Here is a 21793-nt window from a genome sequence, read left to right on the forward strand (position 1 = left end):
GGGTGCGGGCTAGCCCGCGGCGACCGGCGGGCGGCGCGCCGCGTGCCGGGTGGCCTGCTCGAACGCGTGCCCGATCTGCAGGACGGCGAGGTCGGCGTGGTGGGGTCCGACGATCTGCAGCCCGATCGGCAGGCCGCCCGAGGTGAACCCGGCCGGGACCGACAGGGCGGGGCACCCGGTCGCCGAGACGAGGAAGCAGGAGCGCATCCACTCCAGGTAGTCGTGCATGGGCTGCCCGGCGACCTCGTCCGGGTACTCGGCGCCGGCGTCGAACGGCGGCACCTGGCTGACCGGCAGGAGCAGCGCGTCGTACCGCTCGAAGAACTCCCGGACGCGGTGGAACAGCGCGGTGTGCAGGACCTCGGCCCGCCCGAGGTCGGCGCCGGTGAGGGACCGGCCCGCCTCGATGTTCTCGGCGAGGGACCGCTTGAAGTCGCCGGGGCGCTCGTCCAGCAGGGGGCGGAGGGCGATGTCCCAGTGCCAGGCGCGCAGCGTCCGGAACACTTCGTCGGCGCCGGCCAGGTCGGGGCACGCCTCCTCGACCCCGCAGCCCAGCTCCTCGAACACCTTGACGGCCGGTTCGAGGACGCCGGTGACGGCCGGGTCGACCGGGACCGCCCCACCGAGGTCGGGGGACCAGGCGACGCGCAGCCCGCGCAGGTCGCGGTCGAGCGGCCCGGCGAACACCGAGCCGGGCGTCTCCAGCGCGATGGGGCTGCGCGGGTCGGGACCGGCCAGCACGGACAGCAGCAGCGCCGCGTCCGCGACCTCGCGGGCCATCGGGCCCTGCACGCCGAGCGTCGCCCAGCCCGCCGGCACCGGCCAGGACGGCACCCGCCCGGGGGACGGGCGGAACCCGACGACGTTGCAGAACGAGGCGGGGTTGCGCAGCGACCCGCCCATGTCGCTGCCGTCCGCGAGCGGATGCATCCCGCACGCCAGCGCCGCGGCCGCGCCGCCGCTGCTGCCGCCCGCCGACCGGGAGAGGTCGTAGGGGTTGCGGGTCAGGCCGAAGACCGGGTTGAACGTGTGCGACCCGGCGGCGAACTCCGGCACGTTCGTCTTGCCGAGCGTGACGGCACCGGCGGCGCGGATCCGCTCGATGACCAGTTCGTCCTGGTCCGGCACGTGGTCGGCGAAGATCGGCGAGCCGGACGTCGTGCGGATGCCCTTCGTGGCGTGCGTGTCCTTGTGCGCGACGGGCAGGCCGTGCAGGGGGCCCGGCGGCTCCCCGGCGGCGAGCCGCTCGTCGGCCTGCCGCGCCTGCTCGGCCGCCTGCTCCGCGACGAGCGTGACGATGGCGTTGACCTGCGGGTTCGTCCGCTCGATCCGGTCGAGATGCGCCTGCAGGACCTCGCGCGCCGACAGCTCGCGGGCGCGGATCCTGCGGGCCAGCTCCCGGGCGGACGCGAAACAGATCTCCTCGGACACGTGCGCTTCCCTTCTGCCGGGTTCCTCCCAGTGTCCACCCCCGGCTGCCGGGAGCGCCCCGCTTGCGGCCATCATGCTGGGAAGACCGAGGGAAGGGGCCGCGTGACGGAACGGGTCGGGGCGCGGGAACTGCTGCGCCGCGTGCTGGACGGCGGCGCCTGGACGTCCTGGGACGAGCCGCCGGCGGAAGCGCCTGCGTCCTCCTACGGCCGGGATCTGGCCGCGGCCCGGGAGCGCAGCGGCTGCGACGAGGCCGTCCTCACCGGCGAGGGGCTGCTGCGGGGCCGCCGCGTCGCGTTCGTCGTGTCGGAGTTCCGCTTCCTCGCCGGCTCGATCGGCCTCGCCACCGCCGACCGGATCGTCGCGGCCGTCGAGCGCGCCACCGCCGAGCGGCTCCCGCTGCTGGCCGCGCCGTGTTCGGGCGGCACGCGCATGCAGGAGGGGACGGCGGCGTTCGTCCAGATGGCCCGGATAACGGCGGCGGTCGCCGCGCACCGCGCCGCCGGGCTGCCGTACCTGGTCTACCTGCGGCACCCCACGACCGGCGGGGTGTTCGCGTCGTGGGGGTCGCTCGGCCACGTGACGGCCGCCGAGCCGGGCGCGCTGATCGGCTTCCTGGGCCCGCGCGTGTACGAGGGCCTCTACGGGGAGCCGTTCCCGCCGGGCGTGCAGGTCGCCGAGAACCTCGCGGCCAAGGGCCTGCTGGACGCCGTGGTCGCCATCGACGACCTCGCCGAGGCCGCGTCGCGGGCGCTGAGCGTCCTGTGCGGGCGGCCGCCCGCGGCGCCGGCGCCCCTGCCTTCGGGGGCGGCGCCCGGCGGGACGGCCTGGGAGTCGATCGAGCGGTCCCGCCGCCGGGACCGTCCGGGCGTCCGCGAGCTGCTCCGGTACGGGGCCGCCGACGTGACCCTGCTGTCGGGCACCGGCCAGGGGGAGGCCGACCCCGGCCTGGAGCTCGCCCTCGCCCGGTTCGGCGCGGCGCCCTGCGTCCTCGTCGGCCAGGACCGCGACAGCCAGCGCGCCGGCCGTCCGCTCGGCCCGGCCGGCCTGCGCGTCGCGCGGCGCGGGATGCGGCTGGCCGCCCAGCTCGGCCTGCCGCTGGTCACCGTGGTCGACACGCCCGGCGCCGTGCTGTCCGCCGAGGCCGAGGAGCGCGGCCTGGCCGGCGAGATCGCCCGCTGCCTCGCCGACCTGATCACGCTGTCCGCGCCGACGCTCTGCCTCCTCCTCGGCGAGGGCACCGGCGGCGCGGCGCTGGCGCTGCTGCCCGCCGACCGCGTCCTGGTGGCCCGGCACGGCTGGCTGTCCCCGCTCCCGCCGGAGGGCGCGTCGGTGATCGTCCACCGGACCCCGTCCCGCGCGGCCGAGATGGCCGCGTCCCAGGGCGTCCGCTCCGCCGACCTGCTCCGCGCCGGCATCGCGGACGCCCTGGTGGACGAGCGCCCGGACGCCGCCGACGAGCCCGAGGCGTTCTGCCGCCGCGCCGCCGCCGCGATCGAGGCCGGCCTGTCCGGCCTCGCGCCGACCGGGCCCGCCGCCCGCCAGGCCCGCTACCGTCGGAGCCCATGACCGATGCCGCCACGCGAGCCGCCTACGACGCCGTCGCCGGGCTCTACGCCGACATGTTCCGCGACCATCTCGATGGCCTGCCCGTCGACCGCGCGCTGATCTCCGCGTTCGCGGACCTCGTGCGGGGCCGCGGACCGGTCGCCGACGTGGGCTGCGGCCCCGGCCAGGTGACCGCGCGCCTGCACGCGCTCGGCCTCGACGCGTCCGGCGTCGACCTGTCGCCCGCCATGATCGCCAGGGCCCGCGCGGACCACCCGCACCTGCGCTTCGCCGAGGGCGCCATGAAGGCGCTCGCGTTCCCGGACGCATCCCTGGCCGGCGTCCTGGCCTGGTACTCGATCATCCACCTGGACCCGGCCGAGCTGCCGGACGCCTTCGCCGAGCTCCACCGCGTCCTGGCCCCCGGCGGCCACCTGCTCCTGGCCTTCCAGTCGACCGACGGCGACGTCCCCGACCCGTTCGACCACAAGGTCGTCCGCGCCCACCGCTGGCCGATCGACCACATCGCCGGCGTCGCCCGCCGGACCGGCCTGGCCGAAGTCGCCCGCCTCCTGCGCCGCCCGACGGAGACCGAGCACTCCCCGGCCGGCCACCTCCTCCTCCGCAAGGCATAGGGCGCCGCGCCGCCGCCGCGAGGACTCCGGGGGCGTTGAGCCGATGCTTCCCCTGAGCCCGCTGGATTTGAGCCTGCTGGATTCACCCTCGCGGGGGAGGCGGGCGGTGCCCGCGGGGGATTCGGAGGGCGGTGCCCGGGTGTGATCGTGGCGTTCGTACGTGCGCGATCAGGGAGGCAGGCATGACCGTTGGTGCTGTGGCCGCGAGGCCGTTCGGGCGGTTGCGGGGCGGCTGGCGCGTGGCGCATGAGGCGGTCGAGGGGGTGCCGCGGTGGGCGCGGATCGCGGCCCTGGCCGTGCCGTTCACCGTGCTGCCGTCCGGGGTGTGGCGGATCGCGGCGTTCGCCGTCCATCTTCCGATCATCGGGGAGAGCGACCTGGGGTCGGCGGACGCGCAGGGGGACCTGCCGGGCTGGTTCCCCATGGAGATCTACGTTGTGCTGCTGTCGGTCTTCTCGGAGTTGGCCGCCTTCACCGCGGTCGGGTTGATCGCGCGGTGGGGCGAGGTGTTCCCCCGGTGGGTGCCGTGGGTACGGGGCCGGCGGGTGCCGGTCATGGCGGCGGTGATACCCGCGGCGCTGGGTGCGGCGTTCCTCACCGTGTTGTGGACGGTGTCCACCGTCAACGTGCTGGTCTTCAGGGAGACGATCCAGGGGCGGCCGTTGCCGGACGGGTTCCCCATACATTTCGGGAGCTGGGAAGGCGTTCTCGGGGTCGTCGCCTACCTGCCGCTGGTGGCGTGGGGGCCGCTGCTCGGCGCCGTGACCGTGGCGTACTACCGGCGGCGGACGCGGGCGGGCTCCCCCGGCGCGGGACGCGGAGGCTACTGAGGGGTACGGTGTGCGCAACCCGTGGGCTTGGAGGATCACATGGCGTCCTTGGTCGAGCTGGTGCCGCCCTCGGTGGCGGGGCGGATGCTGCGAGGGGTCTTCGCGCTGCCGGAGCCCGTCAAGCGCCTGATCGTCGGGCCGCCGGTGCGCCGGGACGGGCAGGAGCTGTCGGTGGACGCGCAGCTGCTGCTCCTGATGATGCGGCTGGAGGGCGAGCGGAGGCTCGCCGGGGGCACCGTCGAGGACGCGCGCCGCGGGCTCGCCAGGTCGAAGGTGTACCTGACGAAGCGGCCCAGGCGGCCGGTGCGGACGCGGGACGTCGACGCGGGCGGCGTGCCGGCGCGGCTCTACACGCCGCAGGGCCTGCCCGAGGGGTCGCCGCTGCTCGTCTTCTACCACGGCGGCGGCTGGGTCATCGGCGACATCGACACGCACGACACCGTCTGCCGGTATCTGGCGGTGCACGCCGAGGTGCGGGTGCTGACGGTCGAGTACCGGCTCGCCCCCGAGCACCCGTATCCGGCGGCGCCGGACGACGCGCTCGCGGCCTACGCCTACGCGGTCGCGCACGCGGCGGAGCTCGGCGCCGACCCCGCGGCCGTCGCGGTCGGCGGCGACAGCGCGGGCGGCAACCTCGCGGCGGTCGTCGGGCTGCTGGCCGAGCGCACGCCCGACTTCGCGCTGCTGTTCTACCCGGCGACCGACCTGTCCGCCCGGCGGAGGTCGCGGGACCTGTTCGCCGAGGGGTTCTACCTGACCGACGACGACATGACGTGGTTCGGCGACCGCTACTGCCCGGAGGAGCGGCGCGCCGAGGTGAAGGCGTCGCCGCTGCTCGCCGGCGACCTCAGCGGGTTCCCGGCGACGTACCTGGTCACGGCGGGCTTCGACCCGCTGCGGGACGAGGGCGAGGAGTTCGCGAAGCGGCTGGAGAAGTCCGGGGTGCGGGTCGCGCTGCGCCGGCAGGAGGACCTCATCCACGGGTTCGCGAACACGTGGTCGCTGGGCGGGCGCTTCCAGGAGGCGCTGTCGGAGGCGGCCGGGGCCCTGCGCACCGGGCTGTACGCAAGGCCCCGCTAGCGGGCGTCAGAGGGGCAGGCCGGTGAGGATCATGACCTTCTCCTCGGTGTAGTCGGCCATCGCCGACCGCAGGCCCTCGCGGCCCACGCCCGAGTCCTTCACGCCGCCGTACGGCATCTGGTCGGCGCGGTAGGACGGGACGTCGCCGATCACGACGCCGCCGACGTCCAGCTCGCGGTGCGCGCGGAACGCGATGTCGAGGCTGCGCGTGAACACGCCCGCCTGCAGCCCGAACTTGGAGTCGTTGACCAGCGCGAACGCCTCGTCGACGCCGTCCACGGGCTGGACGAACATGACCGGCCCGAACACCTCCTCGCGGGACACCTTGGCGTCGGGCGGGACGTCGGCCAGCACCGTGGGCGCGTACGCCGCGCCCTCGCGGGTACCGCCGGTCAGGACCTTCGCGCCCGCCGCGACGGCCTCGTCCACCCAGGCTTCGACGCGCTCGGCGGCCTCCTGGCTGACGAGCGGGCCGACCTGGGTCTTGTCGTCCCACGGGTCGCCGGTGACGAGGGACGCGACCGTCTCGACCAGCTTCGGGACGAACTCGTCGTGGACGGAGCGGTCGACGTAGACGCGCTGGACGGCGATGCAGCTCTGCCCGGCCTGGTAGTTGGAGAACAGCCCGATCCGCTTGGCGGCCCAGTCGAGGTCGGCGTCCGGCAGCACGACGGCCGCGCCGTTCCCGCCGAGTTCGAGCGTGACGTGCTTGCGCGGCGCCCGGTCGTTGATCGCCCAGCCGACGGGGACCGAGCCGGTGAACGACACGATCGGCAGGCGCGGGTCGTCCACCAGGGCGGACGCGCGGTCGTTCGGCACCGGCAGGATGGAGAACATCCCCGCGGGCAGGTCGGTCTCGGCGAGCAGCTCGCCCAGCAGGAGCGCGGACAGCGGCGTCGCGGGGGCCGGCTTCAGCACGATCGGGGTGCCCGCCGCGATCGCCGGGGCGATCTTGTGCGCGGCGAGGTTCAGCGGGAAGTTGAACGGCGAGATGCCGAGCACCGGGCCCTTCGGCACGCGGGTGATGTAGGCCATCCGGCCCTCGGCGGCCGGGTCGGTGTCGAGCCGCTGCGTGGTGGCGCTGAACCGGCGGGCCTCCTCGGCGGCGAACCGGAACGTGGAGATCGCGCGGGTCACCTCGCCGCGCGCCCACAGCAGCGGCTTGCCGTTCTCCGCGGTGATCAGCCGGGCGATCTCCTCGGCCCGCTCGGCGATCCGCGCGGACACGTGCGCGAGCGCCTCGGCCCGCACGTGCAGGGGCAGCGCCGCGGCCTTCCGGCGGACCGCGTCCGCGGCGGCGACCGCCTCCTCCACCTGCGCGGGCGTCGGGACGGCCGCCGTCCCGACCACGCGGCCGTCGTAGGGATGCGCAACGGTCAGCTCACCGTCGCCGGTCTCGGGCCGGCCGGCCAGCCAGAATGGGGTCACGTTCATACCGTTCACGCTAGTCGCGGCGCGCCCGATTTCGAGTCTCCACGGTGTCCAATCCGGCCGCCCTGATTGGACGCGACGGCGAGCGCGATCCACAGTTCGGCGCGGACGGCCGGGTCGTCGGGGTCGCGCCCCAGGAGTTCCGCGGCCTTGCGCATCCGCGCGCGGAGCGTGTGCCGGTGGACGCCGAGCGCCCGCGCCGCGGCCTCCCCCTGCCCGTTGGCCGCGACGTACGCCCGGACGGTCTCGACCAGGTCCTCCTCGCGGAGCGGTGCGAGAAGCGTGTCGGCGAAGGCGTGCGCGATCCCGGGGTCGAGCAGGCCGAGCACGCCCTGCCCGGGAAGGTCGGTGTAGTGGAGCACGTCCCGGTTCGTCCGCTCGGCGGCGGCGAGCGCCTCCTCCGCCTGCCGCAGCGCGGCCGCCAGGTCGCCGGCCGCCGGAGCGCTCACGCCGATCGGGCCGGTCCCGGCGAGCAGCGCCTCGACCGCGCCGGCCGGCTCGTCCGGGACGATCACCGCGGTGCGCCCGTCCAGCGGAAGCGCGAGGCAGCGCGCCCCGGCCGGTTCGGAGTCCAGCGCGTCCAGCACGGCCGCCCCGCCCGCGCAGGCCAGCACGCGGACCGGCCCGTCCGGCACGAGCGGCCCCGCGTCCGGGCGGCCGAGCAGCAGCGCGGCGAGCGAGGCCCGCAGGTCGCGGCCCGTGCGCGGCGTCTCCGTCTGCAGCGTCAGCAGCGCGACGGCCGCGCCGACGATCGTGTGCGCGGCGGGCGGGAGCGGCGCGTCCGTCCCGACGGCGAGGAACCCGCGCGGCGGCCCGCCGACCCCGAGCCGCTGCACCGCGATGTGGCCGTCCGGGAGGGCCAGCGAGGCGCTCGCGGCGGGGCGGCGGCGCAGCCGCGCCAGCTCGGGCGCCAGCTCCGCGGCGCGGCCCCGGGCGCTCGCGGGCTCGGCGTGCCGGACGTCCCCGGACGCGTCCAGCAGCAGCGCCCACCCGCCGAGCAGCCGCGCCAGCCGGGCGACGAGGGCGCCGGTGCCGGTGAGCGCGGCGCGGGTCAGCTCCCGCTGGGCCTGGAACGCGCGGGTGACGTCCTCGTACCACTCGGCGGCCAGCATCCGCGACACGGCCTTGCCGATGGCGATGAACGGCGTCGGGCGCGGCACCTCCAGCAGCACGAGCCCCTGGCCGCGCGCCGCCGCGAGCAGCTCGGGCGGGACGTCGTCGTGGATGACGCCCACCGCGAACCCGAGCCCGGCGACGCCGCGCCCCACCAGGCGCGACACGTACGCGGCGGCGTTCGCCGGCGTGAGCCGCATGCCGGTGGTGAGGACGAGCTCGCCGCCCTCCAGGAACGGGGTCGGGTCCTCCAGCTCGCTGACCGCGACCCACACGACGGGCGCGTCCGGCAGCGGGCCGGTGCGCGACCGCAGGCCGAGCTGGGGGAGGGCCGCCACGGCGGCCAGGGTGGGCGGCATCGCAATCCCTGTGCAAAGTGTCCATCTCGCGAGGCGGTTTTCGCCGCCGCGTACGGTTCATCGTAGGCGGCGCCCGGCTTATGTTCAGGCCATGACCAGCCGAGACTCCAGCACTTCCCGCCTGCCGCAGGAACGCCGCGTCGTCACCGAGATCCCCGGGCCGCGCTCCCGGGAGCTGCAAGAACGGCGCGCCGCGGCGGTGCCGCCGGGCGTCGGCAGCGTCCTGCCCGTCTACGTGACGGACGCCGACGGCGGCGTGGTCGTCGACGTGGACGGCAACTCGCTGATCGACTTCGGTTCGGGCATCGCGGTCACGAACGTCGGCAACGCGAACCCGCGGGTCGCCGCGCGGGTGAAGGAGCAGGCCGACCGGTTCACGCACACCTGCTTCATGGTGGCGCCCTACGAGTCGTACGTCGCGGTGTGCGAGAACCTCAACCGGATCACGCCCGGCGACCACGAGAAGCGGTCGTTCCTGGTGAACAGCGGTGCGGAGGCGGTGGAGAACGCGGTCAAGATCGCCCGGTACGCGACGGGGCGGCAGGCGGTCGTGGTGTTCGAGCACGGCTACCACGGCCGGACGCTGCTGACCATGACGCTGACGGCGAAGAACATGCCGTACAAGCACGGGTTCGGCCCGTACGCGCCCGAGGTGTACCGGATGCCGCTGGCGTACCCGTTCCGCTGGCCCACCGGCCCGGAGAACTGCGGACCTGAGGCCGCGGCGCAGGTCATCGGCCGGATCACCAAGGAGATCGGCGCGACGAACGTGGCGGCGCTGCTGATCGAGCCGATCCAGGGCGAGGGCGGGTTCATCGAGCCGGCGCCCGGGTTCCTGCCCGCGCTCGCGGAGTTCGCCCGCGCGAACGGCATCCTGTTCGTCGCCGACGAGGTGCAGACCGGCTTCGCCCGCACCGGCGACATGTTCGCCTGCGAGCACGAGGGCGTCGTCCCCGACCTCGTCGCGACCGCGAAGGGCATCGCGGGCGGGCTGCCGCTGGCCGCCGTCACCGGGCGCGCCGCCATCATGGACAAGGTGCACGGCGGCGGCCTCGGCGGCACCTACGGCGGCAACCCGCTCGCCTGCGCGGCGGCGCTCGCCGTCCTGGAGGAGATCGAGGAGGGCAAGCTCACCGAGCGGGCCCGCCGCATCGGCGAGATCATGCTGCCCCGGCTGCGCGACCTCGCCGGCAGGCACCCGGCGATCGGGGACGTCCGCGGCCGCGGCGCCATGATCGCGATCGAGCTGGTGCGGGAGGGCACGAAGGAGCCCGATCCCGAGCTGACCGCGCGGGTCGCGCGGCGCTGCCACGAGCGCGGCCTGCTCGTCCTGACGACCGGCACGTACGGGAACGTGCTGCGCTTCCTGCCGCCGCTCGTCATCCCCGAGGACCTGCTGAACGAGGGCCTGGACATCCTGGCCGAGGCTTTCGAGGGCTGATCCGCCCGGACCGGGAACCGCCGGCCCCGCGCGGGGCCGGCGGCGTCTAGGCCGGGAAGCTCTCCGGGTAGAGGCCGGCGAGGATCTCGTAGGACCTCAGCCGGTCGGCGTGGTCGAAGACCTGCGTGACGGCCATGACCTCGTCCACCGCGCTGCGCTCGATCAGCGCGTCCAGCTGCTTGCGGACGGTCTCCGGCCCGCCCATCACCTGGTCGGCGAGCCGCGCGTCGATCATCTGCCGCTCCAGCGGCGTGTACGGGTGCGCGGCGGTCTCCTCCGGCGTCGGCAGCGGCCCCGGGCGGCCCTGCCGCAGCCGCAGGAACGCCAGCGCCTGCGGGGCCGCCAGCTCGCGCGCCCGCTCGTCGGAGGCGGCCGCCGTCACCGACACGCCGATCATCGAGTACGGCTCGTCCAGCGCGCCAGGGCGGAACGAGTCGCGGTAGAGCGCCAGCGCGGGCACGGTGTTCTCGGCGCTGAAGTGGTGCGCGAACGCGAACGGCATCCCGAGCAGCCCGGCGAGGCGGGCGCTGTAGCCGCTGGAGCCGAGCAGCCAGATCGGCGGCTCGTTCCCGGCGGCGGGCGTGACCTTGCTGTCCGCGCCGAAGTAGCCGCGCAGCTCGATGACCTGCTCGGGGAAGTCGTCCGCCGACAGCGCGTCCGGGGAGCGGCGCAGCGCCCGCGCCGTCGCCTGGTCGGTGCCCGGCGCGCGGCCGAGGCCGAGGTCGATGCGCCCCGGGTAGAGCGCCTCAAGTGTCCCGAACTGCTCGGCGATCACCATCGGCGCGTGGTTCGGCAGCATGACCCCGCCGGACCCGACCCGCATCCGGGACGTGGCCGCCGCGACCTGCCCGATCAGCACGGCCGTCGCGGAGCTGGCGATGCCGGGCATCGCGTGGTGCTCGGCGAGCCAGTACCGGTGGTAGCCGAGGCGTTCGGCGTGCCGGGCCAGGTCGAGGGTGTTGCGCAGGGCCTGGCCGGACGTGGAGCCGCTGACGACGGGGGCGAGGTCGAGGACGGAGAAGCGCACGCTCATACCCTGTGCCAACCCGCCGAGGGGCGGTCGTCTTCCCGCCGCCGCCCCGGGACCGGCCGCGCCGGGGACTCAGCGCATCAGGAACCAGGCGGCGTTGAACGCGACGACGGCGAGCAGGAGGGGGAGCGTGATGCAGAGCCACGACCAGTTCACGAGCGTGCGCGCCCGCGCCGGGTCCTCGGCGAACCGGGTCTCCGCGCGGGTGTAGAGGAGCGCGGCGACCACGACCAGCGGCAGGAACACGAACGTCGTGAGAAGGCCGAGGACGAAGGCGGCGATCTGCCCCGCCAGGGTGTACGTCCCGTCGGGACCGATGCCGAAGGCGAGCGAGGGGGCGGGTGCCGCGGGGGCGGTTTCGGTCATCTCAGCGCACCGATCTCTAGAAATGTGACCCGGATCATACGCTTCGTGTCCGCCCCGCGCGAGAGGCCGGCCGCCCCTTTCCGGGCGGCCGGCCCGACGGGCGTCAGCGCAGGTTCAGCCCCAGCAGGACGGGGTCGTGGTCGGACGAGCGGAACGCGTCCGGCCGGTAGAACTCCGGCGGGTTGAACTCGGTGTTGTAGTCGAGGAACACCGGCTCGTCGCTGTTGATGTGCCAGATCGTCGCGCCGGTCACGCGCCGCGACAGCGACCGTCCGGCGAGGGCGTGGTCCAGTTCGCCCGACTGCCCGTCGAACACGTAGCTGTACCGGTCGGCGGGACGGACGAACCGCCGGGTCTGCGAGACGAGCCCGGCGGCGGTGAGCACCTTCACCGGGTCCTCGGCGGTGTAGGCGTTGAGGTCGCCGACGACGAGGGGGTTGACGACGCCGTCCGCGATCGCCCGGATCGCCTCGGCCTGCTCGACGCGGCGCGCGTTGTAGCAGCCCTGCCCGTCGCCCTGGTCCTCGTCGGGGCCGGTGGCGTCGCCGCAGCCCTTCGACTTGAAGTGGTTCACGATCATCGTGAACGCCGTCCCGCCGGCGGCGGGCCGGAACGTCTGCACCAGCGGCGGCCGGTCGAAGACCGGGTCCTGCGACGAGGTCGCCGCGCCGGCCGGCACGACCTTCGCCGGCTTGTAGATGAGGGCGACGTGGATCTCGTCCGCGCCCGGGTACGGGTGCCGCACCCACGCGTACGTCCCGGCGCCGGTCTCCTGGTTCAGCCGGTCGACGATGGCCTTCACCGCCGTGTCGCCGTTGTTCTCGACCTCCATGAGCCCGACGACGTCGGCGTTCAGGCCCTTGAGCGCGGCGGTCAGCTTGGCGAGCTGGCGCTCCTGCTCCTCCGCGGTGTCGGCGCCGCGCCGGTTCAGCGTCGTGAACCAGTTCAGCGTGTTGAAACTGGCCACGCGCACGTCGCCGCCGACGTGCCGCGGCTTCTTCGGCCGCCGGTTCGTGTTCGCGAAGTGCGCCGTCTCGGTGGGTTCGAGCCGGTACTCGCCGAACCCGTAGTCGAGGACGCCGGTGAGCCCGGCGGCCGAGTCGCCGATCCGCAGGACGCGCGGGTCGGTGTACGGGATCGTGTCCGGGTTCTGGACGTTCGACGCGTCGTCGACGAGCAGCTTGCGCGCGTCGTTGCCCGCCTGCGTGGAGCCGTGCCCGTCGGTCGGCTGGAAGAGCCGGCCCCCGGCGGAGACGGTGACCTCGCCGTACCGTCCGAGCGTGTAGACCTCGGTGGCGGTGAGGCGCTGCGCGAACCGCAGCAGCATGCCCTCGTACCGCTCCAGGGTCGCGCCGCCGCGCAGCGGCAGCCGGACGGGGGTCGGCGCGATCCGCCCCTTCCCGCACACGTCCACGGCCGAGACCGGCGACAGTTCGGTGAGCCCGTTGAACTCGACGGCCTTGCCGGTCACGAGGACCCGGTCGCCGACCGCGACCTCCTCGGTGGAGTAGACGAAGAGCCCGTCGGACGTACGCGGATCACGGTCGGGCGTCGGGTCCTGGACGAAGAAGCCCTTGAGCTGGTCGGACCGCTGGAAGTCCGCGGTGACGACGCCCTCGACCCGGACGGTCTGCCCGGCCAGGGGGCTCGCCTCCCCGTCGCCCTGGACGTCGGCGATCTGGTGGTCGGCGGGTGTGCCGCAGGTGGGCGGCGGCTCCGCCGCGGCGGCCGGCTGCGCGCCGGCTGCCAGGCCGGCGGTCAGGGCGGTCGCGAGTGCTGCTGCTGTTCGGCGCATGGGCGGAGCGTAGGGCGGGGCGCCGGCGGGCCGGCGAACCATTAATGAAGACTCCACCAATTTGCAACGGATTGTCGTAATTGTGGGCGGCGCCCGGCCCGCCCTTCGCGAAACGGCCCGCGGGCCCGGGCGGATAACCGGCTGGAGGCCCGCGCGAACCGAACCCCCCGAAGGAGGGCCGTGACCGAACCGTCCGCCGAACCGTCCGCCGAATCGGAGTCGCCCGGCGGGACGTACGCCCGCACGCGCGACATCGTCGCCGTGTTCGCCGTCCTGCTGATCGTCACGGCGGTGCTGGTGATCGTGCTCGTCCAGGCGTGGCCGGCGAGCCCCCGGATCGGCCCGGACGGGCGGACCGAGATCACCCCGGCCGCCAAGACGGCCCGCTTCCCGGGCTGGTCGCCGACGCTGTCGCGGGAGACGAGCCTGTTCGTGATCGTCATGGCCGCGGGCGCGCTCGGCGGCATCGCGCACGTCCTGCGCTCGTTCTACTGGTACATCGGGAACCGGGCGCTGCGCCGGAGCTGGCTGCCGATGTACCTGCTGCTGCCCTTCGTCGGCGCGCTCTTCGGGCTGATCGTGTACCTGGTCGTGCGGGGCGGCCTCACCTCGCCGGCCGGCGGGGCGGCCGACATCAACCCGTACGGGATCACCGCCATCGCCGCGCTCGTCGGGCAGTTCTCGCGGGAGACCGCGGAGAAGTTCCACAGCGTCTTCTCGACCCTGCTGGCGCCCGCGCCGCAGGGCCGCGACCACGCCCCCGCGGCGACGGTCACCGCGATCGAGCCGCTCGGCGGCCCGCCGGGCACGGCCGTCACGGTCCACGGCACCGGCCTCGCGGCGGCGATGGGCGTCCGTTTCGGCCCGGCCCGCGCGGCGGTCTCCGAGGTGACCGACACCCGGCTCCGGACGACCGTCCCGGTGGGCGCCGCCTCCGGCTGCCCCATCGTGTACATGCCGGCGGGCAGCGTGGCGAGCCCGGAGACGTTCACCGTCGAGGACCCCGCCGGACGGACCGCTACTTAGCGTCCTGCCAGTGGTCGTGCCAGGCGTCGTAGGCGGCGCCGGGGTACACGCGCGGCAGCTCGGACGTCGGCAGCCGCCCCAGCTCGGCGCCCGTCCGCGCGACGCCGAACTGCCGGTCGCCGGCGTAGGCGGTGCGGCGCAGGCTCCGCGGGCCCGCGACCAGGCACGTGTAGCGGGGGCCGGGCAGGTCGATGTCCGGGATCGCGGCGCCGACCGCGAGGCTGTTGGACACCGTGACCCAGGCGCCCAGCTCCGCGACCTGCCGCTCGGCGCCCTGGTCCTCCCAGCGGTACTCCAGGATCGGCTTGGAGAAGATCGGGACGAGCAGGTGCGACACCCCGCACGCCAGCAGCTCGCGCTCCCAGCGGATCGAGCGGCCGAGGTCCTCGCAGATGAGCACGGCGAGCCGGCCCAGGGACGAGTCGAGCACGCTGATCTTGCGGCCGGGCCGGATGTGCTCGGCGGCGGTGCCCGCGTCCGGCGCGTCCGGCAGCCGCCACAGCCGCATCTGCGCGGCGTCCAGCGTGAAGCCGGACAGCTTGTCCTGGACCAGCAGCTCCCGCCCCGTCCACCGGTCGAGCAGGACGGCGCGGTTCGGCGGCGGGTCGCCGCCGCCGAGCGGGCCGCTGCCGAGCAGGATGAACCGCAGCGGGCGCCGGCTCCGGTCGCGCCCGGCGGTGTCGAACGCGACCTCCTTCCAGTGCTCCAGCAGCGCGTCCGACAGCGACGCCTCCGGCATCACGGCGAGCTGCGCGCCGGACTCGTCCAGCCGCCGGACGATCGCCTTGATCCGGCTGCGCAGCCCGGAGGAGTCCATCGGGCGCAGCCGGTACACGGTCGTGCCGTCCCGCTCGGCGAACTCGATCTCGACGTCGTCGTAGGTCTCCAGCACCGGCGCGCAGCCGACGGCGACCGGCTCGTCCCGGCTGAAGTGCGGGTCGTGCGCGGTGGGCAGGACCGAGTGCTCGATCATGTCCCATTCCGCCTGCGGGACGCGGTGGACGCCGAAGAACTCCGCCTTGGACCGCAGCCCGCGGGGCCGGCCCGGGTAGGCGCAGCGGGGGAGCAGCGCGCCCGTCGTGCCCGGCCCGTTGAACTTGCCCTCGGTCAGGTAGGTGACGAGCACCCCGGCCAGCGCGGGCGCGCCGTGGTACGGGGAGTACGGGCTGGCGTGCGCGAGCGCGATGTCGAGGCCGAGGAGGATCATGAACCGGCCGCGGTCCCCGTACTCGGCGATCATCTCCTCGGTGATCGCCGGGTCGAGGACGCCGTGCTCCAGCACGATCTCGCCGATCTCGTTCGCGCGCCGCCGCACCTGGGCGTCCTCGTACCAGCGGGTGGCGGTCCAGCCGCGGAACACCTCGTCCGGCATGGCGTCGTAGAGCCGGACGAAGAGATCAGCTGGTTCTGCCGGATGCACGGCTGCGGCCAACTGATCCTCCATCAGCGCCCCCGGGGGTCAAGGCACGGTCACGGCTAGTGGCTCGATGCTAACGCTCGCGGGCCGGGGACACCGTGTCGTCCGCAACAGAGACGCGCTTCACTTGACATTCACTTGGCATGGGCGCACGCTGGACATGTCCGGGGATGCCCGTCGCCGAGGAGTGAGCCGTGAACCCGTCCACCGACACCGCCCCCGACCGCCGCGATCGGCGGACCGAGATCCGGCGCCTCATCGACGCCATGGAGAACGCCAAGGTCATCAGCGACGGCCACTTCTCGGCGCTCGGCATGCTGATCACCGATGCCTCGCTGAGCGCCGACGAGCCCGCCCTCACCGAATGCCAGGACGGGCTCCAGTGGCTGCACCGCCACTATCTCGACGTCGACGCCCTCGACGGCGCGCAGCGCGAGCAGCGCGGCCGCATCCTCGGCTTGATCGACGTCGTGCACTGGGCGCTGAAGCGGCTCCCGTCCGGCCTCCAGCTCGCGCTGCAGCCCGACGGGTACGCGGCGCGCTTCCTCGTGGCCGTGGCCCGCCGCCAGGGCCTGTCCAACCAGCAGCTGGCCGCCGAGCTCGGCACCGACGAGACCGAGATCAGCCGGGTCGGCCGCAAGCTGCTGTCCGCGGGCGTGGTGTGGCGGCGCAAGGAGTGGCGCCACAACGCCTGGGACCTCACCCCCCGGGGGCGCCACTACCTGGAGACCTCGGGGCTGATGCCCGCCGACCCCGATCCGGACCGCCCCGCCGAGCGGCCCCGGCGCTCGGCCGACGCGGACGCCGTCCCGCGCGGCGCGGAACCGGCCCGCCGGGCCGGGCGGCGCGACCGCCCGCGGCCCGCGCGGGGCTGACCGGCGCGGGATCAGGAGCGGCGGGCCAGCGGCAGCGCGAGCAGGATCACCGCGGCGGTCATGGCGAACGCGGCCGGGTAGCCGGCGCCGGCGGCGGCCACGCCGAACGCGGCGCCGCCCACGCCCATGCCGCCGTCGTAGCCGATGTTCCACAGCGCGCTGACCGTCCCGTAGCCGGACGCCGGCGTCCGCTCGTACATCATCGAGAGGCTCGCGTTCTGCGTGATGCCGAAGCCCGTGCCGAACAGCGCCATCGAGGCGAACACCGCCGCCGGGTGCGGGACGAGGACCAGCAGCGCGATCCCGGCCGCGGCGAGGGCGAGCGCGGGCGGCAGCAGGCGCGCGGCGCCGCGCCGGTCGCCGGCCCGCCCCGCCCACCAGCGGGCCGCCGTGGTCGCGGCGGGCTGGACGAACAGCGCCGCCGCCGCGACGGCCCCGCCGGGCACCGCCTGGGGCAGGAAGGTGATCAGGATGCCCGCCGCCATCGCGGTCGAGGCGAAGGCCAGGGCCGGGCGCAGCAGCGCCGGCGACCGCAGCGCCGCGACCATCCCCAGCGGCCGCCCCTCCGCCGGCGGGGACGCCGACGCCGACGCTGACGCTGATGGGGGCGCTGACGGCCGCGGCGGCCGGTTCGGGATGCCGGGCAGTACCGCGAGCGTGGCGAGCGCGACCGCCGCGCTCGCCACGAACACGGGGGTATAGCCGATCCGGTCGGCGAGCCACACGCCGAGCGGCAGCGCGAGCACCGAGGGCGCCCCGGCGGTGATGCCGAACACCCCGAGCGCCTCGCCGCGCCGCTCCGCCGGCGCGAGCGCCGCCACCAGCGCGTTGGGCGCGACCACGGCGACGCCGAAGCCGAGGCCGCGCACCAGGCTCGTCAGCACGACCATCGCCGTCCCGGACGAGAACGGCAGCGCGAGCGGCGGCAGGGCGAGCAGCAGGGTCCCCGCCGTGAGCACCGTCCGGTAGCCGAACCGGGTGAGCAGCCGGGGGAGGGCGAGCTCGGCGAGGACGGTCGTCAGCATCAGCGCGCCGGTGGCGAGGCCCGCGCCCGCGCGGCCCGCCCCGCCGTCCACCGCGTACATCGGGACGACCGACAGCAGCAGGAAGACCCCCGTCAGGCTGGTGACGGTGGCCGCGAACACCAGCGCCAGCGGCCGGGTGACCAGGCGCGGGCGCGGCCCGGCCGCCCGGCCGGCGTCCCGTAGCGACTCGCTCATGAGGCCGACATTAGGTGACCGGCCGGACATCTCGACCGGCGGCGGGACGGCGGCGGGACGGCGGGGCGGTTGTTGAGTTCGTTGCTAAGAACGCGGCCCGACCATGTGAGGAGACTTCATTCCGCGCCCGGAGCGTGATCGGCACAGTCGTCAGCATTCGGTTTCCAGCCCACCCCTGGAGCGAGAATGCGCCTTCGCCCCCTCCTCGGCGCCGCCGTGCTCGGCGCCGCCCTGGCCGTTCCCGTCACCGCGCCCCATGCCCTGGCCGCGCCGCCGGGCTGCGACGCCACCGACGCCGACATCTACGCGGCGCCGCCGGCGACCGTCCCGGGCGAACCGGGCGACCTGCTCGCGTGCCGGCCGGTGAAGCTGACGAACATCCCCGGCGACGTCCCGATGAAGGCGTGGAAGGTCCGGTACGTGTCGACGGACGTCAAGGGCGCGAAGAACGTCGTGACGGGCACGGTCGCGATCCCGGAGGCGGCATGGACGAAGGGCGGCTCCCGCCCGACCGTCGCGTTCAACCCCGGGACGCTCGGCTCCGGCCCGCAGTGCGCCTTCTCCAAGCAGCTCGCCGGCCAGTACGTCGACATGTACGAGGGCGGCAACCTGCAGCTGTTCCTCAAGGCCGGGTTCGCGGTCGCCGCGACCGACGGGGTCGGGTACCTGGACGGGCAGGTCCACACGTACATGATCGGCGCGAACGCGGGGCACGCGCTGCTCGACGTCGTCCGGACGTCCCGCCAGATCCCGGGCGGAACGCTCACCGCGGACGGCAAGGTCGGCATCTCCGGCTACTCCGAGGGCGGCGCCGCCGCGCTGTGGGGCGCGCAGCTCGCCTCGTCCTACGCGCCGGAGCTGGACGTGGCCGGCGCCGCGGCGGGCGGCGTGCCCGGCGACCTGAGGCTGACCGCGAAGCAGCTGAACGGCAGCTTCTTCGCGGGCTTCCTCGCCGACGCGCTCGTCGGCCTGAACGCCGCCTACCCGGAGATGCCGTTCACCGAGCTGATGAACGACCGGGGCGCGCAGGCGGTGAAGGACGTCCGGTCCAACTGCCTGTTCGGGACGCTCGCGGTGTTCCTCGGCGCCCGCGTCGAGAACTTCTCCACGGACAAGCTCACCCTCGACCAGCTGTACGCGGTGAAGGGGCCGGGCGGCGTGACCTGGGGCGAGGTCGTCGACCGGCAGAAGCTCGGCGTGGACGTCGGCCCGCCGTCCTCCGGGGCCAGGTACGAGATCGGCTTCCCGGTGTTCCAGTACCGCGGCTGGCTGGAGGAGATCATCCCGCACGAGACCGAGGACGGCACCCGCCGGGCGTACTGCGCGGCCGGCATCAACACGACGTGGAAGAACACCTACCCGACCGAGCACCTGTCGACCGACTGGGGCGCCGCGGGGGACGTGACGAACTTCCTCGGCGACCGCTTCCAGGGCAAGCCCGTCACCGGCAACTGCTGAGCCAAGGAGAACTACGACATGACAGCGGGCGTCGCCGACATCGGCAGCCGCACCCCCCAGCCGGACATCTCCGGAACCGTCCCGCTGCCCGAGCGCATCGCGGTCGTGGTGTTCGTCGTCGCGCCGATCCTCGGGCTGCTGGCGGCCGTTCCCTTCCTGTGGGGCTGGGGGATCGGCTGGACGGATGTGGCCATCTTCGCGTTCCTCTATCCGCTCAACGCGCTGGGCATCACGGTCGGCTACCACCGGCACTTCACGCACGGCGGCTTCAAGGCCAAGCGGTGGCTGCGGATCGTGCTCGCCGTCCTCGGCGGGCAGGCGATGCAGGGGTCGGTGGTCCGGTGGGTCGCCGACCACCGCCGCCACCACAAGTACTCCGACCAGGAGGGCGACCCCCACTCGCCGTGGGCGTACGGGCCGGGCGTCTGGGGGCTCACCAAGGGCCTGTACCACGCGCACATCGGCTGGCTGTTCAGCAAGGACCGCACCTCGCGCAGCAAGTACGCGCCCGACCTGCTCAAGGACCGGGACATCCGGTTCCTGTCGCTCGACCCGGTGTACGCGGTGATCGTGCTGTCGACGTTCCTCGTCCCGATGGGGCTGGGCGCGCTGCTCACGCTCTCCTGGCACGGGGCCGTCACCGCCCTGTTCTGGGCGGGCCTGATGCGGGTGTTCGTCGGCGAGCACGTCACCTTCTCGATCAACTCGATCTGCCACGTGTTCGGCAAGGAGGACTTCAGGACCCGCGACAAGGCCCGCAACGTGTGGTGGCTGGCCATCCCGTCGTTCGGGGAGTCCTGGCACAACCTGCACCACGCCGACCCGACCTGCGCGCGGCACGGCGTCCTCAAAGGCCAGATCGACATCAGCGCACGCGTCATCTGGCTCTTCGAGAAGCTCGGCTGGGTCTGGGACGTGCGCTGGCCCGACCCCGAGCGCCTCGCGTCCCGGCGCGTCACCTCCCCTGGAGAAACGGCATGAAGGACCTCCCCGAACTCGACCGGACCCCGCTGATCGAGCGGCTCGCCCGGTTCGCCGAGGACTTCCCCGGCGACCGCGCGTACACGTTCATGGACTACGTGTCCGACCCGGACGGCGTCGCCGCGCACGTCACGTGGGGCGAGCTGGACCGGCGCGCCCGCTCGATCGCCGCCGCGATCCGCGACGCCACCGGGCCGGGGCGGCGGGTCGCGCTGCTCGCCCCGCAGGACCTGCACTACGTCACCGGGTTCCTCGGCGCGATGTACGCCCGCGCCATCGGCGTCCCGCTGTTCTCCCCGGACCTGCCCGGCCACGGGGACCGGCTGCTCGCCGTCTACCAGGACGCCGAGCCCGACGTCGTCGTCACCACGAGCGCGTTGCTGCCCGCCGTCGAGTCGTTCCTGAGCGGCGAGTTCGTGCGCCCGCCGCTGGAGGTCATCGTCGCGGACCGGGTGGACCCGGCGCTCGACTGGACGTCCGAGCCGATCGACCCGGACGACATCGCCTACCTGCAGTACACGTCCGGCTCGACCCGCACCCCGGCCGGCGTCATCATCACGCACGGCAACTTCGCGACGAACGCCGAGCAGCTGTGGCGGGCGTTCGAGGGCATCCCGCGCGAGTCGTCCGGCGTGAACTGGCTGCCGGTGTTCCACGACATGGGCCTCGTCACCACGGTCGCGCTGCCGCTCGTCTACGGCAACCCGGGCGTGATCATGGACCCGGTGGCGTTCATCATGCGCCCCGTCCGCTGGCTGGAGCTGCTCAGCGAGCAGAAGCACGCGTTCACCGGCGGCCCGAACTTCGCCTACGAGTACCTCACCGCGCAGGTCACCGAGGAGGAGAAGGAGAAGCTGGACCTGAGCGGCGTGCAGGTCTTCATGAACGGCGCGGAGCCGATCCGGGAGAGCACGCTCACCGGCTTCTACGAAGCGTTCAAGGACTGCGGGCTGCGGCCCGAGGCGCAGGTGTGCGCCTACGGCCTGGCGGAGGCGACCGTCTACGTGTCGGCGTCGTCGCGGTTCCGGCCGCCGACCCGCGTCGCGTTCGACCACGAGCGGCTGCGCCGCGGCTCCGCCGAGCCGTGCGACGCGGACGCGCCCGGCGCGATCCAGCTGATCGCGTGCGGGACGTCCTACGGCCAGCACACCGTCATCGCCGACCCGGAGACCGGCGTCCGGCTCCCCGACGGGAAGGTCGGGGAGATCTGGGTGCACGGCCCGAACGTCGCCGCGGGCTACTGGGGGCGCCCGGAGGCGACCAAGGAGACGTTCAAGGCGGAGCTGTCCGGGACGATCGGCGACCTGCCGCGCGGGCCGTGGCTGCGCACCGGGGACCTCGGCGTCGTGCACGGCGGCGAGCTGTTCGTCACAGGCCGGATCAAGGACCTCGTCATCGTCGACGGCCGCAACCACTACCCGCAGGACATCGAGTTCACCGTGTCCGGCGCGCACAAGGGGATCCGCCGCGAGTACACGTGCGCGGTGTCGGTCGACACGGGCGACACCGAGGGGCTCGTGGTGATCGCCGAGCGGAACCGGCGGGTGCCGATCGCGCTCCTCGACCCGGAGGAGGTGGCGCAGGCGGTGCGGACGGCCGTCAAGCAGGCGCACGACCTGCGCGTCCACGACTTCGTGCTGATCGAGCCGGGCGGGCTGCTCCGCACCAGCAGCGGGAAGATCGCCAGGTCCGCCTGCCGGCGGGCCTACCTCGACGGGAAGCTGCCGGTCACCGGGGTCCCCGCAAGGAGCGGGTGA

The 21793-nt window shown here is 74.4% G+C and carries 18 protein-coding genes; 10 read left to right on the forward strand and 8 right to left on the reverse strand.

Features of this window, described 5'->3' with window-relative positions; all coding sequences use genetic code 11:
* Positions 1 to 9 precede the first annotated feature (9 nt).
* On the reverse strand, positions 10 to 1431 hold the full coding sequence (locus ACIWVC_RS03060) for an amidase (protein ID WP_396445063.1): 1422 nt from the start codon (positions 1429 to 1431) through the stop codon (positions 10 to 12).
* Positions 1432 to 1533: 102 nt separating this feature from the next.
* Between ACIWVC_RS03060 and ACIWVC_RS03065 the strand changes: the two genes are divergently transcribed.
* From ACIWVC_RS03065 to ACIWVC_RS03080, 4 genes are all read left to right on the forward strand, one after another.
* Positions 1534 to 3000, forward strand: coding sequence for a carboxyl transferase domain-containing protein (locus ACIWVC_RS03065; protein ID WP_396445062.1), 1467 nt, complete (start codon positions 1534 to 1536; stop codon positions 2998 to 3000).
* A complete protein-coding gene (locus ACIWVC_RS03070) occupies positions 2997 to 3614 on the forward strand; it encodes a class I SAM-dependent DNA methyltransferase (protein WP_396445061.1) in 618 nt (205 codons plus the stop codon). The genes ACIWVC_RS03065 and ACIWVC_RS03070 overlap by 4 nt, the downstream gene beginning before the upstream one ends.
* A gap of 182 nt (positions 3615 to 3796) precedes the next feature.
* A complete protein-coding gene (locus ACIWVC_RS03075) occupies positions 3797 to 4444 on the forward strand; it encodes a hypothetical protein (protein WP_396445060.1) in 648 nt (215 codons plus the stop codon).
* A gap of 39 nt (positions 4445 to 4483) precedes the next feature.
* Positions 4484 to 5524 (forward strand): alpha/beta hydrolase, encoded by a 1041-nt coding sequence (locus ACIWVC_RS03080; protein WP_396445059.1) that lies wholly within the window; start codon positions 4484 to 4486, stop codon positions 5522 to 5524.
* Between the two features lie 6 nt (positions 5525 to 5530).
* Here ACIWVC_RS03080 and ACIWVC_RS03085 read toward each other — a convergent pair whose 3' ends face one another.
* Both ACIWVC_RS03085 and ACIWVC_RS03090 read right to left on the reverse strand, forming a co-directional pair.
* Positions 5531 to 6958, reverse strand: a complete 1428-nt coding sequence (locus ACIWVC_RS03085; RefSeq protein ID WP_396445058.1) for an aldehyde dehydrogenase family protein — start codon at positions 6956 to 6958, stop codon at positions 5531 to 5533.
* A gap of 5 nt (positions 6959 to 6963) precedes the next feature.
* Complete coding sequence (locus tag ACIWVC_RS03090; protein ID WP_396445057.1) at positions 6964 to 8427, reverse strand: PucR family transcriptional regulator; 1464 nt, start codon at positions 8425 to 8427, stop codon at positions 6964 to 6966.
* A 91-nt stretch (positions 8428 to 8518) separates the two neighbouring features.
* On the opposite strand from ACIWVC_RS03090, the gene gabT reads away from it, so the two are divergent.
* Complete coding sequence (gene gabT, locus ACIWVC_RS03095) at positions 8519 to 9868, forward strand: 4-aminobutyrate--2-oxoglutarate transaminase (RefSeq protein ID WP_396445056.1); 1350 nt, start codon at positions 8519 to 8521, stop codon at positions 9866 to 9868.
* Positions 9869 to 9914: 46 nt separating this feature from the next.
* Here the strand turns inward: gabT and ACIWVC_RS03100 are convergent, their stop codons facing one another.
* The 3 genes from ACIWVC_RS03100 to ACIWVC_RS03110 all read right to left on the reverse strand — a co-directional run bounded on the left by ACIWVC_RS03100 (position 9915) and on the right by ACIWVC_RS03110 (position 13059).
* Positions 9915 to 10901 carry an LLM class flavin-dependent oxidoreductase gene (locus ACIWVC_RS03100; protein WP_396445055.1) on the reverse strand — a complete coding sequence of 329 codons (987 nt, stop codon included), beginning with the start codon at positions 10899 to 10901 and terminating at the stop codon, positions 9915 to 9917.
* A 69-nt stretch (positions 10902 to 10970) separates the two neighbouring features.
* Positions 10971 to 11264 (reverse strand): hypothetical protein, encoded by a 294-nt coding sequence (locus ACIWVC_RS03105; RefSeq protein WP_396445054.1) that lies wholly within the window; start codon positions 11262 to 11264, stop codon positions 10971 to 10973.
* Positions 11265 to 11367: 103 nt separating this feature from the next.
* On the reverse strand, positions 11368 to 13059 hold the full coding sequence (locus ACIWVC_RS03110; RefSeq protein ID WP_396445053.1) for an ExeM/NucH family extracellular endonuclease: 1692 nt from the start codon (positions 13057 to 13059) through the stop codon (positions 11368 to 11370).
* 180 nt (positions 13060 to 13239) lie between these two features.
* Here ACIWVC_RS03110 and ACIWVC_RS03115 point away from each other — a divergent pair, with 180 nt between their 5' ends.
* Entirely contained in the window at positions 13240 to 14085 is an 846-nt protein-coding gene (locus tag ACIWVC_RS03115) for an IPT/TIG domain-containing protein (RefSeq protein WP_396445052.1), read from the forward strand.
* Here the strand turns inward: ACIWVC_RS03115 and ACIWVC_RS03120 are convergent.
* Positions 14078 to 15517 carry a hypothetical protein gene (locus tag ACIWVC_RS03120; RefSeq protein ID WP_396445051.1) on the reverse strand — a complete coding sequence of 480 codons (1440 nt, stop codon included), beginning with the start codon at positions 15515 to 15517 and terminating at the stop codon, positions 14078 to 14080. The genes ACIWVC_RS03115 and ACIWVC_RS03120 overlap by 8 nt on opposite strands.
* A gap of 179 nt (positions 15518 to 15696) precedes the next feature.
* On the opposite strand from ACIWVC_RS03120, the gene ACIWVC_RS03125 reads away from it, so the two are divergent.
* A complete protein-coding gene (locus ACIWVC_RS03125; RefSeq protein WP_396453773.1) occupies positions 15697 to 16377 on the forward strand; it encodes a hypothetical protein in 681 nt (226 codons plus the stop codon).
* 11 nt (positions 16378 to 16388) lie between these two features.
* On the opposite strand, the gene ACIWVC_RS03130 is transcribed toward ACIWVC_RS03125, so the two are convergent.
* The gene (locus ACIWVC_RS03130; protein ID WP_396445049.1) at positions 16389 to 17597 is read right to left on the reverse strand and encodes an MFS transporter; all 1209 of its coding nucleotides are present in this window, start codon (positions 17595 to 17597) and stop codon (positions 16389 to 16391) included.
* Positions 17598 to 17783: 186 nt separating this feature from the next.
* On the opposite strand from ACIWVC_RS03130, the gene ACIWVC_RS03135 reads away from it, so the two are divergent.
* Genes ACIWVC_RS03135 through ACIWVC_RS03145 form a run of 3 tightly spaced genes read left to right on the forward strand, consistent with a single transcriptional unit; the run spans position 17784 to position 21793 of the window.
* Positions 17784 to 19055 carry a lipase family protein gene (locus ACIWVC_RS03135; protein ID WP_396445048.1) on the forward strand — a complete coding sequence of 424 codons (1272 nt, stop codon included), beginning with the start codon at positions 17784 to 17786 and terminating at the stop codon, positions 19053 to 19055.
* Between the two features lie 18 nt (positions 19056 to 19073).
* Positions 19074 to 20036 (forward strand): acyl-CoA desaturase, encoded by a 963-nt coding sequence (locus tag ACIWVC_RS03140; RefSeq protein WP_396445047.1) that lies wholly within the window; start codon positions 19074 to 19076, stop codon positions 20034 to 20036.
* Entirely contained in the window at positions 20033 to 21793 is a 1761-nt protein-coding gene (locus ACIWVC_RS03145; protein ID WP_396445046.1) for a fatty acyl-AMP ligase, read from the forward strand. The genes ACIWVC_RS03140 and ACIWVC_RS03145 overlap by 4 nt, the downstream gene beginning before the upstream one ends.

This window comes from Actinomadura sp. (genome assembly GCF_044508335.1).
GTDB lineage: Bacteria > Actinomycetota > Actinomycetes > Streptosporangiales > Streptosporangiaceae > Spirillospora.

Coding starts and splice junctions, on each gene's coding strand:
- ACIWVC_RS03110 (WP_396445053.1), bottom strand. CDS start 13,059: ATGCGCCGAACAGCAGCAGCACTCGCGACCGCCCTGACCGCCGGCCTG.
- ACIWVC_RS03105 (WP_396445054.1), bottom strand. CDS start 11,264: ATGACCGAAACCGCCCCCGCGGCACCCGCCCCCTCGCTCGCCTTCGGC.
- ACIWVC_RS03135 (WP_396445048.1), top strand. CDS start 17,784: ATGCGCCTTCGCCCCCTCCTCGGCGCCGCCGTGCTCGGCGCCGCCCTG.
- gabT (WP_396445056.1), top strand. CDS start 8,519: ATGACCAGCCGAGACTCCAGCACTTCCCGCCTGCCGCAGGAACGCCGC.
- ACIWVC_RS03130 (WP_396445049.1), bottom strand. CDS start 17,597: ATGAGCGAGTCGCTACGGGACGCCGGCCGGGCGGCCGGGCCGCGCCCG.
- ACIWVC_RS03085 (WP_396445058.1), bottom strand. CDS start 6,958: ATGAACGTGACCCCATTCTGGCTGGCCGGCCGGCCCGAGACCGGCGAC.
- ACIWVC_RS03100 (WP_396445055.1), bottom strand. CDS start 10,901: ATGAGCGTGCGCTTCTCCGTCCTCGACCTCGCCCCCGTCGTCAGCGGC.
- ACIWVC_RS03075 (WP_396445060.1), top strand. CDS start 3,797: ATGACCGTTGGTGCTGTGGCCGCGAGGCCGTTCGGGCGGTTGCGGGGC.
- ACIWVC_RS03140 (WP_396445047.1), top strand. CDS start 19,074: ATGACAGCGGGCGTCGCCGACATCGGCAGCCGCACCCCCCAGCCGGAC.
- ACIWVC_RS03070 (WP_396445061.1), top strand. CDS start 2,997: ATGACCGATGCCGCCACGCGAGCCGCCTACGACGCCGTCGCCGGGCTC.
- ACIWVC_RS03145 (WP_396445046.1), top strand. CDS start 20,033: ATGAAGGACCTCCCCGAACTCGACCGGACCCCGCTGATCGAGCGGCTC.
- ACIWVC_RS03090 (WP_396445057.1), bottom strand. CDS start 8,427: ATGCCGCCCACCCTGGCCGCCGTGGCGGCCCTCCCCCAGCTCGGCCTG.
- ACIWVC_RS03080 (WP_396445059.1), top strand. CDS start 4,484: ATGGCGTCCTTGGTCGAGCTGGTGCCGCCCTCGGTGGCGGGGCGGATG.